This window comes from Paenibacillus sp. LHD-38 (assembly GCF_031157315.1).
Taxonomy (GTDB): Bacteria; Bacillota; Bacilli; order Paenibacillales; family Paenibacillaceae; genus Pristimantibacillus.
Window position 1 is genome coordinate 68,660 of sequence record NZ_JAVIFU010000010.1, and the last position, 17,868, is coordinate 86,527.

Annotated in this window: 16 protein-coding genes; 5 read left to right on the plus strand and 11 right to left on the minus strand. The window is 48.0% G+C overall.

Going from position 1 to position 17,868, the window contains the following annotated elements; genetic code table 11:
* Positions 1-261 precede the first annotated feature (261 nt).
* Complete coding sequence (locus RCO25_RS10670) at positions 262-1,080, minus strand: protein-glutamine gamma-glutamyltransferase (protein ID WP_308996134.1); 819 nt, start codon at positions 1,078-1,080, stop codon at positions 262-264.
* A gap of 137 nt (positions 1,081-1,217) precedes the next feature.
* On the opposite strand from RCO25_RS10670, the gene RCO25_RS10675 reads away from it, so the two are divergent.
* Both RCO25_RS10675 and RCO25_RS10680 read left to right on the plus strand, forming a co-directional pair.
* On the plus strand, positions 1,218-2,579 hold the full coding sequence (locus RCO25_RS10675) for a copper amine oxidase (protein WP_308996135.1): 1,362 nt from the start codon (positions 1,218-1,220) through the stop codon (positions 2,577-2,579).
* Positions 2,580-2,747: 168 nt separating this feature from the next.
* Positions 2,748-3,395, plus strand: coding sequence for a class F sortase (locus tag RCO25_RS10680; RefSeq protein ID WP_308996136.1), 648 nt, complete (start codon positions 2,748-2,750; stop codon positions 3,393-3,395).
* 155 nt (positions 3,396-3,550) lie between these two features.
* Here the strand turns inward: RCO25_RS10680 and RCO25_RS10685 are convergent, their stop codons facing one another.
* From RCO25_RS10685 to RCO25_RS10710, 6 genes are all read right to left on the minus strand, one after another.
* A complete protein-coding gene (locus tag RCO25_RS10685) occupies positions 3,551-3,811 on the minus strand; it encodes a GNAT family N-acetyltransferase (protein ID WP_308996137.1) in 261 nt (86 codons plus the stop codon).
* A gap of 189 nt (positions 3,812-4,000) precedes the next feature.
* Positions 4,001-4,936 (minus strand): DUF5667 domain-containing protein, encoded by a 936-nt coding sequence (locus RCO25_RS10690; RefSeq protein ID WP_308996138.1) that lies wholly within the window; start codon positions 4,934-4,936, stop codon positions 4,001-4,003.
* 112 nt (positions 4,937-5,048) lie between these two features.
* A complete protein-coding gene (locus RCO25_RS10695; RefSeq protein WP_308996139.1) occupies positions 5,049-6,278 on the minus strand; it encodes an ABC transporter permease in 1,230 nt (409 codons plus the stop codon).
* Between the two features lie 13 nt (positions 6,279-6,291).
* On the minus strand, positions 6,292-7,026 hold the full coding sequence (locus tag RCO25_RS10700) for an ABC transporter ATP-binding protein (protein WP_308996140.1): 735 nt from the start codon (positions 7,024-7,026) through the stop codon (positions 6,292-6,294).
* Between the two features lie 430 nt (positions 7,027-7,456).
* A complete protein-coding gene (locus RCO25_RS10705) occupies positions 7,457-8,236 on the minus strand; it encodes a Cof-type HAD-IIB family hydrolase (protein WP_308996141.1) in 780 nt (259 codons plus the stop codon).
* Positions 8,237-8,388: 152 nt separating this feature from the next.
* Positions 8,389-8,838: an SRPBCC family protein gene (locus RCO25_RS10710; RefSeq protein WP_308996142.1), complete on the minus strand. Its 450-nt coding sequence runs from the start codon at positions 8,836-8,838 to the stop codon at positions 8,389-8,391.
* Positions 8,839-8,975: 137 nt separating this feature from the next.
* On the opposite strand from RCO25_RS10710, the gene RCO25_RS10715 reads away from it, so the two are divergent.
* A complete protein-coding gene (locus RCO25_RS10715; RefSeq protein WP_308996143.1) occupies positions 8,976-9,782 on the plus strand; it encodes a DUF6597 domain-containing transcriptional factor in 807 nt (268 codons plus the stop codon).
* Between the two features lie 162 nt (positions 9,783-9,944).
* The gene (locus RCO25_RS10720) at positions 9,945-10,766 is read left to right on the plus strand and encodes a hypothetical protein (protein WP_308996144.1); all 822 of its coding nucleotides are present in this window, start codon (positions 9,945-9,947) and stop codon (positions 10,764-10,766) included.
* A 237-nt stretch (positions 10,767-11,003) separates the two neighbouring features.
* Here the strand turns inward: RCO25_RS10720 and RCO25_RS10725 are convergent, their stop codons facing one another.
* From RCO25_RS10725 to RCO25_RS10740, 4 genes are all read right to left on the minus strand, one after another.
* Positions 11,004-12,581 carry an ATP-binding protein gene (locus RCO25_RS10725; protein WP_308996145.1) on the minus strand — a complete coding sequence of 526 codons (1,578 nt, stop codon included), beginning with the start codon at positions 12,579-12,581 and terminating at the stop codon, positions 11,004-11,006.
* Positions 12,582-12,795: 214 nt separating this feature from the next.
* Positions 12,796-13,923 carry a copper amine oxidase N-terminal domain-containing protein gene (locus RCO25_RS10730; RefSeq protein WP_308996146.1) on the minus strand — a complete coding sequence of 376 codons (1,128 nt, stop codon included), beginning with the start codon at positions 13,921-13,923 and terminating at the stop codon, positions 12,796-12,798.
* A gap of 129 nt (positions 13,924-14,052) precedes the next feature.
* Positions 14,053-15,186, minus strand: coding sequence for a bifunctional cystathionine gamma-lyase/homocysteine desulfhydrase (locus RCO25_RS10735; protein ID WP_308996251.1), 1,134 nt, complete (start codon positions 15,184-15,186; stop codon positions 14,053-14,055).
* 1 nt (position 15,187) lies between these two features.
* On the minus strand, positions 15,188-16,111 hold the full coding sequence (locus RCO25_RS10740) for a PLP-dependent cysteine synthase family protein (protein ID WP_308996147.1): 924 nt from the start codon (positions 16,109-16,111) through the stop codon (positions 15,188-15,190).
* 268 nt (positions 16,112-16,379) lie between these two features.
* Here RCO25_RS10740 and RCO25_RS10745 point away from each other — a divergent pair, with 268 nt between their 5' ends.
* Positions 16,380-17,864, plus strand: a complete 1,485-nt coding sequence (locus tag RCO25_RS10745) for a DHA2 family efflux MFS transporter permease subunit (protein WP_308996148.1) — start codon at positions 16,380-16,382, stop codon at positions 17,862-17,864.
* Positions 17,865-17,868: the final 4 nt, after the last annotated feature.

The following is a 17,868-nucleotide window of genomic DNA, read 5'->3' on the forward strand; positions in this document are numbered from 1 at the left end:
TTCACCTCTCCCGTATGTATAAACTACTCAAGTTATACCATTTCACCCTATCTTTGAAAAGTATATGACTAATCAAGAAGGCAAGCGTAAACGGCTGTCGCCGTCCTCAGTGGCAAAAGCTATCGTTTCGCGGAGATATATAAGGACATTTATAAGTGAAAACTTATAAATTCTTATATATCAAGCAAAACACCCGTAATTGAAGCGGTCCCCGCCTCACCTACAGGTGCTTATTGCACAAATCTGACCTTGTCGCTTTGCTTAATATCTTATTGTACCTGATCCGATTCTCCCCGCGATTCCGATTTGCTCGGCCGCGCTTTCCTCTTCCCACCACGCATCCCTCATCGAAAGCCCCCGCAAATACTCGAAGTCGGGGTGTACAACCAAGTCCTGCAAATAAGCCGAGATGGTGCTGTTATCTCTTCTCATCCGGTTCAACGCGTTGATAATTCCCTGGCCGGATTCAATGCCGATGCCGTGTCCAAAATATAAATTATCATCCAGCATTATGACGTTTTCCCCCTGCCACTCAGGTGTTTCCGGGTCATGCTCGGGGTTTTTGAAATACAGCACATCTCCCGGGTATGCTTCGTTTTTATTATAGGTCGTAATTAAGTTCAAATCGCGGTCATATTGCCAAGACCGCAGGAACAGGTTTTTAAAATAAGCGTTAAATACCGCGTCGCCAACCGTCTCAAGCACCGCTTTATACAAAATAATGATGATGGCGCCCGCGCATTCAAAGCCGTACAAATGCCCATTTTCAAAAATATCGTTTATCCCAACGGAAGGCAGCACGCCCCCATTAAGCTGAAACCCGCCGTTTTCCGTACGCGTCCAGTATTGCTCATTGCATTTGGACCCTTCAAAGGTTGCAAAGCTTACGCCGCTGGCATAAAGCGCTTTGGCCGCTTCAACGATATGCGTTCGCATCTTGAGCTCAAATTCCAGTGCGTCAACGGATGGATACCGATAAACGACCTGGCTGTTCCGCTTAGCTTGCAGCATTCTTCTCTCCAGCTCCGTAAGCGTCAGCGGATTCATCGAAAACTCCGGACTGCCCGATACAATTATCACCCTGATGTTCCTCCCTTTCATCCCACATCTATTGGGTTATTGTACGTGCAAAAAAAATTTTTGTGAGTAGTGATCCAATTTCAGCTGCTCTTCGTGTTACTAGACAAGAAACAAAAATGAAGAGGAGTGTTTAACCAATGAATATGAAAAAGTACTTTTTAGCCGTCCCGCTTAGCCTAGCCTTGATGCTGCCGGCAGCAGGTCTTGCAAGCGCACATACGCACACTGCCATGCCTGCAGGAGCCGCCGAGGTGACGAACAAAGCGGTCGATTTACGCGCGGCTCTCGATTCCTTGTTGTCTGAGCATGCGTTTCTCGCGGTTGTCGCCATGCAAAAAGGAATCGATGGCAAAGGCGACTTTGATGCCGCAGCAGGCGCATTGGCGCAAAATACAGATGATTTAAGCAAAGCGGTCGCATCTGTTTACGGAGAAGAAGGCGGAGCGGCATTCAAGGAAATTTGGAGCAGCCACATTGGTTATTTTGTCGATTATGTGAAGGCGACAGGCGCCAAGGATGATGCATCCAAGAAAAAAGCGCTGGCAGAGCTTGATGGATACCGCGTAAAACAAGCCGCATTTCTGGATTCGGCTACGGGCAGCCGATTAAAAGCGAAGGAGCTTGAGGAAGGCCTAAAGGTTCACATTAATCAGCTCGTCTGGGCATTCGATAATTACGTTGCCGGCGATTTTGATAAGACATATGATAGTCTCAGAGAATCGGTTCATCATATGTACGGCGTAGGCAAAGGGCTGTCTTGGGCAATTAAAGACCAATTCCCGGATCAATTCGATCATAAAACCGTCGATACGCCGGCCGCCGAGCTTCGTGCAAATCTCAATCATTTGTTCTCCGAGCATGCTGCGCTCGCTATTCTAGCAATGCAAAAAGGGATCGACGGCGCCAAGGATTTTGACGCCGCGGCAGCTGCATTAAATGAAAATACGGATGACTTGTCCGCCGCTATCGCTTCCGTTTACGGGAAAGAAGGCGGAGAAGCCTTCAAGAAAATTTGGAGCTCACATATCGGATATTTTGTTGACTATGTTAAGGCGACTGGCGCCAAAGATGAAGCCGCAAAATCAAAAGCGCTTGCGGAGCTTGACCAATACCGCGTAGAGCAAGCCGCCTTCCTCGATGCCGCAACGGAGGGCCGTTTAAAAGCTTCCGACATGGAAGCTGGCCTTAAGATGCATGTCGATGAACTGCTAAAAGCGTTCAACAGCTACTCCGAAATGGACTATGCAACCGCGTACCCGACCATTCGCGAAGCCTACTCGCATATGTTTGAAGTAGGGCTTGGTGTTACCAGTGCCGTTGTCGATCAGTTCCCAGACCAATTCGCGGCCAAAATGCCGTCTGAGATGCCACAAACCGGCATGGGCGGCATGAGCCACAACAAGTCTTCAATGACAGACATTATCATGTTATCCCTTGCGGTTTTGGCTTTAGCCTCACTTATCCCATTCTTTATTGCACGCCGTAAAGACGTGAAGTAACTTTCTAACGTAAACGGCTGTAGCCTTCCTTTAGCGGCAAAGCCCGTTTCGCGGTGAAATATAAGAATCCCGATCCCGGTGAGATGAAAAATTGTTATATTTTGAGGAAAGGAGGGTTTCCCCCTCCTTTCTTTTTTACTACCTTACATCAGGGAGGTGCCGGACATCATGAAGCATATAATGAGCATGGCCATCCTGCTCCTGCTTATCGGATTGGCTTCCGCTTGTTCAAGCACAGAAGCGAGCAAGGAGGTAAAGCCGCAAAACACAAGCGGCTCTGAGGCGGCATCTGCACCGCCTTCTCCTTCTTCGCCTGTGCTTGTACCCCCGGATCAACTCAAGGAGGAGGATCTCGGCATCGTGCCGACAAGCATCTCCATCCCTGCTATTGGCGTCAAAGCCGCAATTGAAAATGTCGGAACGATGGAAAACGGCCAGATGGGCGTGCCTCAGGATATTGACGGGGTCGGATGGTTCGAGCCTGGCACGAAGCCCGGCGCAAAGGGCAATGCGGTCATGGCCGGGCATGTAGACAGCTTAACGGGACCTGCCGTATTTTATAAGCTGGACCGTCTAAAGGTCGGTGATGAGGTTATCGTATCGGATAAAGAAGGAACCACTCGCCGTTTTATTGTCATGGATAAGCAGCGTTACCCTCGCAAGGAGGCGCCGCTTGAGGATATTTTCGGCTTCTCCTATCAAAGCCATTTGAACTTGATTACATGCACCGGGGAATTTAACGACAAAGCCAAGACGCATGAAGAGCGTTTGGTTATCTATACGGAACTGAAAAAAGAAGAGAGCCGCCAACCCTAGGGTGTGCGGCTCTCTTCATTTCTAATGACCTATTATTTACGCATATTCCCGCTTGTGGTACCTGTTCCGCCAGAGCTATACGTATCGGAGTACTCCGTATTTGTTTTCTCCCATACATCCTCAAAAGCGGAATTCCGCTTGAATTGCGCCAAAGCTTACGAGCAGGAAGGAATAATTTTTCTTCCCTTTTCTCTAGCCTCATCAACAACGAAACCAAGCAATTGTTTTCCCAAATCCCGTCCGCGGTATTCTCCATCTACATACGTATGGTCAATTACCCACGTGTCCACGTCAACAAGCGTATAAGTAATCTTGCCGATCGTTCCCTTTGTAGTTGTTAGAATATAACTGTTTCCTTGCTTTCGCGCCCTAATTTCCTCTTCCACCGCGCCATACATGTCCCTGTCTGTACTCATAGCTGCTTGCACCTCCATGAAAGTTATTGAAAACCCTCTTCGGTCAAGCATGGGGTTTATTATTACTTACCCCAATGAGCCAGCTATGAACCTCCTTAGGCGAAGCAAGCTTCCTTAGTTCAATGGCGGAAAAAGTAAAATGACTAGTCGCCAATCGAAAGACAAGCTAATCATTCCCGGACTCCGGACTTACTTGCTATCATGATTTTTTTCATTACGTTTATTATTATGGCCGTTCCGCTCGTTATGGACGTTCCGCTCTTTATTGATCTCTTCTTTCTTTTCTGCCTTCGCTGCGTTACTCTTTGCTTCCTTAATTTTCGATTCGCTGTTCTTGGTGTCCTTTTCCAGCTTTGTTTTCTTGTCTAGAACCGTCTTTTGTTTCGTTTCGCTTTTAATTGTTGTGTTTACCTTGGCGTCACTGGAAACAACGGTATCCGTTTTTGATTGAGAAGAGTCTTCCGCCTGCTTAGTCATGGTCTCAGAGGCTTGCTCTTCTGGAGCCTTGTTTTCGAGCTTCGCAAGCTTTTTCTCCAACTTGCCGAAAGACTTTATAATATTTTTCAAAAGCGATTTCTGGGCTTGCGGGTTTTCAACCTTTTCCAGCGCTGCAGTTAGAGCTAAAATATTATGCTGCAGGTCGGATTTCACCCCTACCGCCTGTTGTATATCTTTTTCTTCATTTTCATCTTCCGCCTCAGAAGCAACCAATTCTATTGCATTCTGTTGGTTTTCAAAAGACTTCTGAAGGGCTTGCTCCGACTTCGCCGTTTCTCCCTTAGCATGCAAGGCAGCCGCTTCGGAAAGACGCTCCTGAGCGAATTCCGCAAGCAATCCGGCATCCTTTACATCGTCAGCCTCAATTGATAGTCTGATGTTCTCATAGACGACTTTTATAAAATAAAAGAAATCACCCGGCAAAAGGGTTGGCGTTTTTTCTTTGCTTTCCGAAACGGCCTTCTCAACCGGCAAATCTATTGCCACCGCAGAAGAGGATATCGGAGCGGAGGCCTCCCCCGATGCAAATACACTACCTGTCCCGAAGCCTATTACAAGCATGCCAATTAAAGCGCTCTTTGCAACAAAGGCATTTCTTTTTGATCCCGTTATTCGTTTTATATTCAATTTGCTTACCACCCTCGTATAATTTTCTTAGCTGCAGCTATGTGTAAACAATACGACATCGTGAGATGTTTTAGGGGGGTAGACGGATCACACCCGTTTGGCAAGCAGTCTCCTATTTGATTCTAATTCGATTGTCGTACCTGCTCACAGCCATCCATACGGCGGCGCAGATTAAAGCGGCAGCCGGCAAACCAACCGGGCCCGCGATTTTATGTCCTGCAATAGCCGACCAAACGAGCATTGGCGGCAATAGCAGCCAGAACCGCGATAGAACAGCCCCTTTCTGAGCGGCATTCCTAGACCAGGGAAATTGCGTGATAAATTCTTCCGCAAACCATTGCTTCCACTGGAGATGCAGCCAAGACATTCCGATTACCGTTAAAGCAAGCACTAGAAAGGCTGCAATCAGCCCAGGGACAAGCGATACCGCAAACGTAGCCGCCGAAATAAAGCCAAGCCAGACGCGAATATGCGTCATGCCTCGCAAGAAGGCTTTCAGCCTCATTTCCGCCAGTATCGTCCCCGCATCAGACTTACGGAATATACGCTGGGAAAAACGGAACATATACGGCCGTTTCACGCGAAGAAGCGGCTTCGATTCGATAACCTGGCTCATTAATAGCTCCGTGCTGCGAAGACGCGCCGCGTTCTCTATTTTTACTTCTGCTTCGAATTGAATAGGCATTCGCAGTCCGAAGCGCAGCAGCAAGATAAAAACGACAGTGCCCGCAGCCAAGGACATACTCAGCAAACCTATGTCTCTCGCCCACGTAATCATCGGAATCAAATAGGCTGCTATAAACAGCAACGTGATCAATGTTTCAAGTGACCGCTTTCGCATGCCCATTAGCCTGCCATTTAGCAGCTGTAAGCTAAGCGCCAAAATCATCCCCATCACAATCGTAAAGCCAAAGGCCAATCCAAGCTGAAGCCATGATTGCTCCTCCACCCTGATTAAGAAAGGTAGCAGCAGCAGATAGGGAATTGCGATTACAATTATTTTTGTTACCAGCGTGTAGCCAATTCCATACTGCTTTAACGTCTGCAGCCACTCCGGACGCTGAAGCAAAAATAACCGGTCAGCTTCCTCCACAAAAACACGAATCTGACCGAATAACAAAAGGAAAAGCAGCAAAAACGGATATAACGCGGTCCAAGGCAGCTTGCTGGCCCACTCCGGCATATCAAGCAGCGCCTCGCGGTATAGGCCGCCCCCAATAAATAGTCCCGGTATAAGCAAGTAGAGCCATACCGTCCAGTCAAGCACGCTGCTCCAGGCGCGGACTTGCTCTCTTTGATTACGTTTTAATCGTATCCAAAATAATTGACGCGGTGTCATCATCACGTCCCGCCCCCTAGGTCAATGCGTGAAAGCACTCGAACAATGTCGCGTCATCCGCGCAGCCAGCATCATCTCTTACCTGCTCCAAGCCGCCTCGCGCAACCACTGAGCCATTGTTAATGAGAACGAAACGATTGCAGATACGTTCAGCGGTGTCCAGCACGTGAGTGCTCATGAGAACACCTGCCCCTCGCTCCCGCTCGCCCTCAAGCAGCTTTAGAAAATCAGTTGTGGCACGCGGATCAAGTCCGACGAATGGCTCGTCCACAATATAAACATCCGGTTCCAGCAGAAATGCGATAATAAGCATCAGCTTTTGCTGCATTCCCTTGGAGAAATGAGCAGGGTAATGATGCTTCTCTTCCAGCAAACGAAAGCGCTCCAGAAGCTCATCCGCTTTGTTTGCAAACTGCCGCTCTTCAATACCAAATGCCGATGCCGCTAAATGCAAATGCTCCCACAGCGTCATATATTCATAAAAAACCGGCTGCTCCGGAACATAGGCATAACGTTTGTTTTTACCGCCAAACACAATTTCTCCGTTCACATGCGCCATTAAGCCGAGTATCGTTTTGATCGTCGTACTCTTGCCCGCTCCGTTGGGCCCGATTAATCCCACAAGCTCTCCCGGCGCTACCTCCAGCAAGATCTGACGAATGATCGGTTTGCCTTCCTCGTAGCCGGCCTCCGTTATCGCAGCCCGCAGCACATAGCTTGGCAAGCTTGTATTTTCCTTTTGATAATCCACCCGTAATCGACCGCCTTTCCTATACAAAGAAAATTAAGAATTAAGCTGACTTATTAAAAGACAATCGGCAGTCTTGGACTTGATAATAAAGTCACAGACTGCCGATGTTTTATGGCGTGCTAGCTAATATGGAGTGGCATTGCCATACTCATAACCTCAGAATGCAATCAGAAAGAGTTTTGTATAATAATTCCAATAAACATTGTATCACGGAAACATTAGGAATTGAAATCCGCTGTCCGTTAGTCAAGCGTAAACGGCTGACGCCGTCCTTGGCGGCAAAAGCTCGTTTCGCGGTGAAATATAAGCAACGTATAAGGTTGATTTTTATACTTTCTTATATTTCAAAAAAAGCTGACACCGCAGCATGCGGTATCAGCTTTTTTTAATTTATATTTTTGCATATTTTCACACAAAATACAGACGCCGCTTATCGCTCTAAAAGGCCCGCTTCCACAAGGCCGTTGCGTATACCCTGCTCGTCAACATGCGTCGTCACATAGTCGGCAAAGGGAAGCAGCTCGGGATGCGAGTTGCCCATAGCAATGCCAAAGCCAACCGTCTCCAGCATTTCTTTGTCATTCAGACCATCCCCGAATGCAACGGCATCGGCAGTCGTTAAGCCCAGCTTATCAAGCAGTGCTTCGATACCTTGCGCCTTTGAGCCCCCAGCCGGAAGGACATCAATAGCCTGCGGATGCCAGCGGATCAGCTTTAATTCAGAATGCAGACCCTCATAGAGATGCTCCTCGTGGCTCTCGCAGTGAAGGAAGACTTGATAAATGCCATCTGTTTTCCAAAACTCCGGATTGAAACCAGGCAAATCAACCTTTAAAGAGTTAACGGACTCTATAATAAAAGGATGATCCTCTTTATCCGCGAAGAAGTTATGCTCGCCCTCAAAGACAAGGCCGTGGTTATGCTCGGCAGCAACCTTAACAAGCGCTTCCAGACGGTGCTTTTCGATCTCGCGTTTATAGAGCGGCACTCCCTTGTAGACGACATACCCCCCGTTCAAACAGACGAACGATTCAATGCCGAGCTGCTCAGCAAGCGGTTTAATAAAATAAGGCGCGCGCCCCGTAGCAATTACCGGTTCAACTCCGCTTTCCTTCAGCTCCGCAATGGCCTTGACTGTATCCGCAGGGATTTCCTTTTGCTCGTTGATCAACGTGCCGTCAATGTCGAAAAAAACAATTTTATAGCTCATTCTGCTCTCTCCTGTCCGTTGTCGCAGACGTTTTACGCCTGTCCTTTTTTACAGTATAAAGAATCGAGCCCAGAAAAGAAATCGTTACACCCTTTATGCAGCAAAAAAAAGAGCATCCGCTGCTGCTGATGCCCTCGCGAATCCGGCTGTGCCTACCAGCCAAACGCTAAACCTTTGCCTGTCTCGATATAGGTTTTCAAATTGCTGAGGATCATCCACCACTGGCTGTCCACCGTTTCCAAAGACGGGTGGTTCTCGGTAAACTGGTTATTAGTCAGGACAAGCTTGGTCGTTTCGCCAACAGGCTCAAGCGTAAAGGTAATAGTCGATTCCAGCTCCGCATGATTGGGGCGATACGAAGGACCTGGATGCTCTAAAACGCTAAATATTTTATTCTCCTCATATGCTAGAATAGTACCATAAATATGCACCGTCTCATCACCATCCGTACCCGGGCCGACATAGCGGAAGGAAGAGCCTTCTTCAAATGTAGAATCGATGACGCAGCCGAAAAAAGTAGCCCGCGTGCCTTCCGGCGATACAAACGCAGCCCACACCTTCTCGGGCGCTGCACCGATATAATACTCATATTTAAACTCCATGCGATACACTCCTTCTCATCATATAATATAGGGTTTGCCGCTGTTAACGGCTGGCGCTTTCTTTGCTAAGTATAACGTTGTCCAACTGGCCGGTATTGTAAAAACGCGACAAATCGATCAATAGGAGAGATTTATAGATGCCGAATACAACGCAAAAACGCAGCATGGGTATACTTCAGCTAAGTGAAGGCGAAAAAAAATTCCAGCTTTCCCGCTTCGCTCCCTCAGAGCCGCTCCGACATTTTGTAAAACACTACTGGGTCGTAAGGTGGGATTTGACCGGCCAGCCTCCTTTTTTGCAGGATGTGATCCCTAATCCATGTGTCAACTTGGTGATGGAGGACCACAGGAGCGGTATTTATGGCGTTGCCAGCCGAATGTATACGAAGAAAATTGAAGGCAAGGGACAAGTATTCGGCATTAAATTTCACCCTGGCGGTTTTTATCCCTTTATACGCACGGCGCTCTCCAACCTGACGGATCAATCGCTAGCTATCGAAGAGATATTTGGCGCGGATGCGGCCGAATATGAGCAGCAGATGAACGCTGAGACTGACCCCGCGGACAGGATCGCACTTACCGACGCTTTGTTAGTAAAGCATCTTCCACAGCAGGATGGATCGATTACCCTCATCAATCAGATTATCGACCGAATCCTAATCGATCCCGAGCTGACTAAAGTAGAGCAGATTTGCGATTCTTTTCATCTCAACAAAAGAAAGCTGCAGCGCTTATTTAACCAATATGTCGGGATAAGCCCGAAATGGGTCATCAAGCTTTATCGGCTGCAAAACGCGGCAGAGGCTATGGACACCGGCAAACAATATGACACGCTCAAGCTCTCTGTCGATCTCGGATATTATGATCAATCGCATTTCATTAAGGATTTCAAATCCATTATCGGCAAAACGCCAGATGAGTATGCGAAGCCGGCTGTCTTGTAGATCAAGCGCTTGACGGTATTCGGAAGCTTACTGTATATTAATGGAATCAACGAAATAAGTTCGGCTTACGATGGAAGCACCCGTAAGAGATGGCGTATACCGCCAATCTTGCTGGTGCTTTTTTGCGTTGTATTGCCGAAACCAAAGGAGGCTCCATTGTTCATGAAAACCGCTTCAAGGTTAGCCGTATTCGGTCTCGTCCTCTTGTTCCTGCTAGCCGTTCCGTCCGTCCTTTCAGCCGCATCGTTTGAATTTAGCGCAACCGCCAAGACTGCTTTTGACAAAATGAAAAGCGCGGCAGATAAGACGACAGCCGCCAAGTTAACCTCGCAGTATGCCGAGCTTCAAAGCGTGCAGAAGCAGACCATCGACTGGGATAGCCGCATCGACAAGCTTCATTATCAAAACGAGGAGGCCGTGCTCGCAACCCGCAAACGAATAAAGGAAATTGACGCGAATAAGCTGCTGCAGCTTGAGTCCGCCGTCACGCAAACCAAGAAGAAATACGAGCCTTTATTCAGACTCTACGACTCATTGAATCAGCAGCTAAGCATTGCGAAATCATTTAAGGATAAACTCGCTACGAGCCTCTTGAAGCCGCAGGTTGAAACGACAAGAGCAGCCGTTCAGTTTGCCAAGTTGGATATTCGAAGCAAGGAAGCAGCGCTTAAGGAGGCCAAAGCGAATACGGCTAAGTCGATAAAAAAGCTTCGCGACCAGTTGAGCGGTATCGATGCAATCAAAGTGAAAATAAAAGCATCCAAAAGCTCGATCAGCAGCATCAAGAAATATTTCACAACCGAAACCTCCATCTTAAAGCAAGCGGTGAAAAAAGGAGATGCGGCCGCGTCATCCAGCTCTTTAACAAGAATGCTTGCCCATATCAAGCAAATTAACGAGCATAAGCAAAAAACCTATGCCTATGAGCAGCAAACGACGATTATCATTGCCAAGGTCGATGCTCAGATTTCCAGCTACAAGTAATCGGATGAAAGCAAAAGTGCGCCTCGGATTCCGAAGCGCGCTCCCGCTTGCAACTTAAAGACTTAACGATTCTCACTCACAGCAGCACAAGCGTAAACGGCTGTCGCCGTCCTCTGTGGCAAAAGCAGTCGTTTCGCGGAGATATATAAGCACATTTATATGTGAAAACATATAAATTCTTATATATTAAAAAAAGACAGCCCGTCGGCTGAATGCCGATTAGAGCCGTCTCTTCTTTCATGAAGCAGGAAACCAAACCTCGACGATCGTCCCTATACCCAGCTCGCTGGATACGACTAGACGCCCATTATGAGAGGATACTATTTTATCCACCATCATCATGCCTAGTCCGTTCCCGTCACGTCTTGTCGTATGAAAGGGCTGCCCGATGCGCTGCTTTACTTCTTCTGTCATGCCAACGCCGTTATCCATAAACTGAATCCGTTGATAATGATCGACGATATCCAGCAGGACATTTATCTCGCCTCCGAATGGCAAAGCCTCCATCGCATTTTTCAAAATATTCAAAAACACTTGCTTCACTTGGTCACGATCGCATGGAATCGTCGTCGATTCAATAAATTGTGTACGGATTACAATCCCGTTCATCTCGAATTGCATTTCTAATACGGACAAGACCTCTTGCAGAATTACAGCGCATTGCTCATCCTTGTATTGTATCGCCTGCGGTCTCCCTAATATTAAAAACTCGCCCACAATGGCATTCATTCGCTCCAGCTCCGACATCATCAGGTTGTAATAATGAGGATTGGTTGTCTTGCTTGATAATTGGAGTATGCCCTTTACCGTAGTCATCGGATTACGGATTTCATGTGCGATGCTTACCGCGAGTTGACCGGCAAACCCTAACTTCTCGCTATTGCGCAGCAGCTCTTCCGTCATCTTCATTTCGGTAATGTCCCTCAGGCTGCCAACGACCCGAATAAGCTGCTCATTGTCATAGATAGGTACTACATCAAGCATGTAATAATTCAGCTTATCTTCTACCATAATAGAAACTTCTTCACCCACGCATGACTCGCCGTGCAGGATTACTCTTTCAAAATACGGCCCAATCCTGCTCATGTGAAAAACGCTTGTACCTACGATGAAACGTTTCTCATGGATTGCCATGCCCAGTATGAATGTGCTGTTATCATTTATTTCTAGGATGGATCCCCTTGCATCGGTAATAATGACGCCGTAATAATTAGTCTCGAGCAGCACCTGATTCAGGATTTGAAGCTGGGTGTTCTGTTTGTGTAACAACAGCTCACGCTCAATCGAATCAACGATTGTACATAAGAGGGCAAGTAAATGGGGATGAGCGGATTGTATGTCTGTCATGAGCGAAAGCGTTCCGAGCAGCTGGCCATTGTCTTCCGCGTGAATAGGAGCCGTGTAGCATGCAAGCTGGTGCAATACCTTATGGTAGTGGTCCTCTCCTACAAGCTGAACCGGGAGATCGTTACGCAAGCATAAATCAATCGCGTTCGTACTCAACTCTTCCGAGAAACGAACTCCCTCCGTTATTCCCAATTGACGCACCTTGCTTATAATAGACGGGTTCCCTTTGAATTCAAGAATAAAACCCTTGTCATCCGTGATAGCAACTAAAAAAGGATCGCCAGGGACAGAGGATAAAAACTTATCTACAAATAGGCTGATAACCTCGATAACGTCTTTGTAGTGGGCTTGCCGGGATTCCAGCTCCTCTTTAGAAAACCATTCTGTATATTTAGGAAGCTCGTCCGGGTTTAAGCCCCGCAACCGGCATTGTTCATGTGATTCTAGGACCATATTATTATTTATCATTTTGTTTTACCAACTAACCTTTCCAGGACCTCTTGCTTCCATATTGTTGGACATTATCCAATATTCTAGCTTAACTGTTCACAATCCTTCCCATATTTATTAAAAATCGCTTATAATTTCCGAATTCATGCAATTTCGTATCGGGAACAACAAAAAAAAGCGATGCTTAACGGTAAGGAACCCTTAAGCAATCGCTTTTCTATGACCATTTCTATTACGCTTTAGGCAAAAGCTTAATCTTCATATCATCGAGATAAAAGGTCGTCAATCCTTCGTAGCCGGAGTCGCTTCCGACAATGACATAAATCTCGCCTTGCTCATTGGATTGGAGCGTTGTGCTGTATTGCATTGCTACCGGCTGAAAACCTTTAAGCGAACTATTGGGCTGTACCATATTTCCGACGATTTTCATATCATCGCCTTCTGTTTGCTGGTTGCCTTTATCAATATTCATGCGGTAGTACGTCTGCCCTTCGGTATCCGACTGGAAGGTTCTAGGCTCTTTGCTCACGAAGCCCGCTTTAATGCTTACCGCTTCCCCAGGCGCTCCGCCAACTCCCACCATGCCGCCGGCTTGGTCCGTATAAAGCTGGAAGGATAATGATGCTTGATACATGGTATGCGGTTCAAGGCCTTCGATTTTCTTCGTCACAAACATAAACAAGTCGTCGCTGCGATTCATTCCGCTTAGCTTTAAACCGTAGTTTGTTTTATTTTTTGCCGTAGGCAGCAATTCTCTTGCATATTTCAAATCATAGATATACGCATTATAGTCTACAGGCAAATCGGCAAAGGCACCCTTCCAGCCTTCTTCGCCTTGGTCAAAGGTATAATGGAACGATAGCCCCGCCTCGCTCGCCTGCATCGTAATTATTTTTTTCTTCGCGTCCCAGGTCGTTTCCGCTCCAAGCAGCTGAGCTACCATTTTTGCGGGAACAAAGGTTGTGCCTTTCACGACAGCTACCTTTGCAGGCAGCTTCACATTTTTTATATAAGTGCCAACAACCGCATCGCTGTTGATCGTCAAGCTTACGGTTAATCCGTCGCGGCTCAAAGTAATTTTTTTCGTTGCCGCATCCAAATGAATGGCAGCTTGCAATCCCTCCGCCAAAGCTCTCACCGGAACCATGGTTACGCCGTTTAGAACATAAGGAGCTGCAGCTAACGTATGCTCTCCGCGATAATCTATCGATTTGTTGCTGCCGATTTGAAATTGAAGAGAGGTGGAAGGATTACCTGCAGCGCTGTATGAAATCCCTCCCGGAGCTATGGCGCTTAGAAGTATGGCTGTCGTAAGTGAAGCCACGACTATTTTTCTGTTCAGCAATTGTTTTAAGGTCATTAGTCTACCATCCTTTTTTCGTCAGTCATTTTATTATACTCTACTAACGTAACTTGGACGATATATGTTGCGGAGAAAATGATCCTTAATCCAATCTGAACTCGGTGAGGGTTAGTCGGGTGAGTGGCGCTAGATCAAGCTCTGCTCCAAGTCTTCAATCAGGTCCTCGCTATCCTCGATGCCTACCGAAATACGGATTAATCCGTCGGTAATACCGAGTAATGCTCGCCTTTCGCTTGGTATCGATGCATGCGTCATTCGCGCGGGCACGGAAATGAGGCTTTCCACAGCGCCCAGGCTTTCGGCAAGCGTGAAGTATTTCAGCTTTTTGATGACCTCAGCCGCTTTCTCCCCGCTCCCAACGTCAAACGAAATAATGCCCCCGAATCCGCGTGCCTGCCGTTTGGCCAGCTCATGCTGTGGATGGCTCGGCAATCCGGGATAATGAATATTATGAATGGCTGCCTTCCCCGATAAATAAGTGACGATCGCCCGTGCATTTTCTTCATGGGCTTCCATTCGCAGGCCCAGCGTCTTTAATCCGCGGATGAGCAGCCATGAATCCTGGGGAGCAAGCACGCCGCCGATTGCATTTTGCACAAAATGCAGCTCTTCGCCCAGCTTATCGTTATTCACGACTGCAAGCCCCGCAACCACGTCGCTATGTCCGCCAATGTACTTCGTAGCCGAATGGAGCACGATATCCGCTCCGAGCGCCAGCGGCGTCTGCCAATAGGGCGTGCTGAACGTATTATCTACGATAAAGAGCAGCTGCTTGGTTTTGGCCCATGCCGCTACCGCCGCAATATCAGTAACCTTAAGCAGCGGATTTGTCGGTGTTTCTACAAACAGCGCTTTTGTATTGGGCTGGAGCGCCTTTTCCATTTCCTCCAGGCTTGTCGTATCTGCAAAGGTGGCCTCAATACCGAGCCGGCTCAGCACCTTCGTGACGATGCGATACGTTCCTCCATAAACGTCATCGGTCAAAATAATATGGTCGCCAGAGCTCAGCAAGGAGAATACAGCATGAATTGCAGCCATACCCGAGCTGAAAGCAAAACCTCTCGCACCCTCCTCCAAATCAGCAATGTACTGCTCCAGCGCATGACGCGTTGGGTTGCCGGTGCGCGAGTATTCATAGCCCTTGTGAACGCCGATATCCTCCTGCTTATAGGTGCTGACCTGATAAATCGGAACGCTTACAGCGCCTGTATGGGGATCAAATGGAATGCCTCCATGAATAAGCTTTGTTTTTCGCTTCAGCTTACTCACCCCCATTATAGATCTGTTTGCTTAAATACCGCTCGCTGCCATCCGGAAAAATGGTAACGATACGGCTGCCTGGCGCGGCAACCTCCGCCTCCAGCAAAGCCGCATGCAGCGCTGCGCCCGAAGAGCTTCCGACAAGCATGCCTTCAAGCTGCGCCAGCTCCTTCACCCTTGCAAAAGCATGATCATCCGATATGGTATGGATGGCATCGAAATACGAGCAATCCATAAATGGCGCCAGCTTCTCCACGCCGATGCCTTCCGTGCGATGGGGTCCTGGCATTCCGCCGCCGAGTATGGAGCCCTCCGGCTCGACAATAACCGTTTTTACAGCCGGGTTTTTCTCCTTCAAGTATCGCGCCGTTCCCATAAAGGTACCGCCAGAGCCTGCGCCGGCCACAAATACGTCAATGGCGCCATTCAATTCATGCCACAGCTCCGGCCCCAGCGTTTTATAATAAGTTACCGGGTTAGCTTCATTAGAGAATTGCCTAGGGGAGTATGAGCCCGGTATTTCCTTCAACAGCTCTTCCGCCTTCTGAACCGCGCCTGTTATACCCAGCTCAGTAGGCGTATTTACGATTTGCGCGCCAAGTGCCCGCATAAGCTGCTGCTTCTCGGTGCTAAACTTGCTTGGCACGACAAATACGGCGGATACTCCGCGCCCGATTGCCGCAAGGGCGAGTCCGATGCCTGTATTGCCGGCCGTTGCTTCTATTATGGTGCCTCCAGGCGCCAGCTGCCCGGTTGCGAATGCGTGATTCAACAGCTCAATACCGAGTCGGTCCTTGACGCTCCCGCCCGGATTTTTGTACTCTAGCTTGGCGTAAAGCTTTACGCCTTGTGGAAGGGTATAACCCGTAAGCTCAACCAGGGGCGTATTGCCAATCAGCTCATGAATATTTTGATACAAAGCCATCCGCAGTCCCTCCTACGACATTCCATTCTCTTCTCATGCCAGTCGGTTTATGGATCCATACCCTTCATCATATGAAGCTGCTTCTGCATGTGTTTCGTTGTTCCGTGATTATTCCCATAGTATGGGCATGTATCTCTACTATTAAAAATAGTTCTATCGTTTAATACAATTATTCAATAATAACTGACAATTCCCATGTGATATGCTGGTTTTATGTTTTTAAGCCCTTTAAATCAGGTTTCCCGTCATGGATAAAGGAGGTTTACGCTTGTTAGCCGGATGGACAGAAAAATTAAGCAAGCCCCTTTTATCTAAAACGTCATTCTGGCCTGCTCTAGCGACCCTCTTTTTCGGTTCATTTGTAGGCATGTACCATGTTGTTTCGCTTAACGTATCCTTGCCGGGTTTTATGGGCATTTTTCATACCGATCTTGGTAGGGTGCAATGGATCGTTACCGGGTTTTCACTTGCATGCGGCGTTATCGCTCCTGCCGCCGGCTATGCGGAAAATCGCTTCGGCGGAAAAAAGGTTTTTTTATCGTGCCTGATCGGGATTACAGTCACTTCCTTGCTTTGCGCGCTGTCTTGGAATATTTATGCGCTCATTGCATTTCGCATCTTGCAGGGCTTGTTCTGCGGACTCATCCAGCCGGTATCCCTAGCCTTTATTTATCGGACCGTCCCAGCTGAAAAGCAGCCGATGGCAGTGAGTATCTGGTCGTTTTCAACCATACTCGGAACGGCGCTGGCTCCTTCCGTAAGCGGCTGGCTGCAGGGCTATGATTGGCATTGGATATTTCTTGTCACCGTGCCAATTGGGATATTAGCATTCCTTATCGGTATTCGAATCCTTCCATCCAGCCCGGTCAATAAGGAAACCAAGCTGGACCGCAAAGGACTTGCGCTGGCAGCTGTGGGCAGCCTTTCGCTATTGCTGCTGTTTGGAAATAGTTATGCTTGGGGCTGGCGTTCGGCGGCTTTTTGGGTATGTCTGGTCGCAGGCCTTGCATGCGCGGCCCTGTTCGTCATCCATCAGCTGCGCTCGGATGCGCCCCTGCTGCAGCTGCGTCTGTTCCGCAATCGAACGTTTGCAATAAGCCTGGTCATATCGCTCATTCTCTCCGTTGCGCTGTATTCGGGTATTTATTTCATCCCTCTTTACTTAGCAGAAATTCATGCCCTTAGCTCGTTCCATATCGCTCTTTTGTTTTTGCCGGGGGCGGCATGCCTGACCTGCGCAACCTTCTTCTCCGGGCGCTATTACAATAAGCTGGGTCCCGCAGCGCTCGCTATTACGGGCTGCATTATTCTCATTGCCACAACCTATCTGTTCAGCCGTTTGCAGCTCAGCACAAGCCTGCTGACGATTATGATCATCATTGCGGTCCGAAATACCGGAACCGGCCTGGCCCTAACTCCCGTTACCAATGCGGGAATGATGGCCATCCCCAAAGAGCTGAGCGGCCATGCCTCTGCGCTCATTAATTGGCTCAGGCAAATTTTCAGTTCGATGGCTTTAGGCTTGTTTACCTCCTTGTTCTATGCAAGGCTTGCCGTTCATCAAACCCGCATCGGTGAGGGGGAGGAGGTTTTTCCAAAGGCTTATACAATGAGCATTAATGATGCGTTCTTAATCTCCGCTGTGTGCATTTTAACCGCGCTGCCGCTCGCCATGCTGCTGCGGAAACGGTATGTTGGCAGCAAGGAAGCTAACCCGGCCAAACTCAAAAAGACTGTCCCGACAGAAGGGTAATTCC

What these genes read in the sequence shown, in the direction of transcription:
- RCO25_RS10685 (WP_308996137.1), bottom strand. Translation starts at nt 3,811, where the DNA reads ATGAGTACAGACAGGGACATGTATGGCGCGGTGGAAGAGGAAATTAGG.
- RCO25_RS10695 (WP_308996139.1), bottom strand. Translation starts at nt 6,278, where the DNA reads ATGATGACACCGCGTCAATTATTTTGGATACGATTAAAACGTAATCAA.
- RCO25_RS10710 (WP_308996142.1), bottom strand. Translation starts at nt 8,838, where the DNA reads ATGGAGTTTAAATATGAGTATTATATCGGTGCAGCGCCCGAGAAGGTG.
- RCO25_RS10730 (WP_308996146.1), bottom strand. Translation starts at nt 13,923, where the DNA reads ATGACCTTAAAACAATTGCTGAACAGAAAAATAGTCGTGGCTTCACTT.
- RCO25_RS10675 (WP_308996135.1), top strand. Translation starts at nt 1,218, where the DNA reads ATGAATATGAAAAAGTACTTTTTAGCCGTCCCGCTTAGCCTAGCCTTG.
- RCO25_RS10720 (WP_308996144.1), top strand. Translation starts at nt 9,945, where the DNA reads ATGAAAACCGCTTCAAGGTTAGCCGTATTCGGTCTCGTCCTCTTGTTC.
- RCO25_RS10725 (WP_308996145.1), bottom strand. Translation starts at nt 12,581, where the DNA reads ATGATAAATAATAATATGGTCCTAGAATCACATGAACAATGCCGGTTG.
- RCO25_RS10705 (WP_308996141.1), bottom strand. Translation starts at nt 8,236, where the DNA reads ATGAGCTATAAAATTGTTTTTTTCGACATTGACGGCACGTTGATCAAC.
- RCO25_RS10680 (WP_308996136.1), top strand. Translation starts at nt 2,748, where the DNA reads ATGAAGCATATAATGAGCATGGCCATCCTGCTCCTGCTTATCGGATTG.
- RCO25_RS10740 (WP_308996147.1), bottom strand. Translation starts at nt 16,111, where the DNA reads ATGGCTTTGTATCAAAATATTCATGAGCTGATTGGCAATACGCCCCTG.
- RCO25_RS10715 (WP_308996143.1), top strand. Translation starts at nt 8,976, where the DNA reads ATGCCGAATACAACGCAAAAACGCAGCATGGGTATACTTCAGCTAAGT.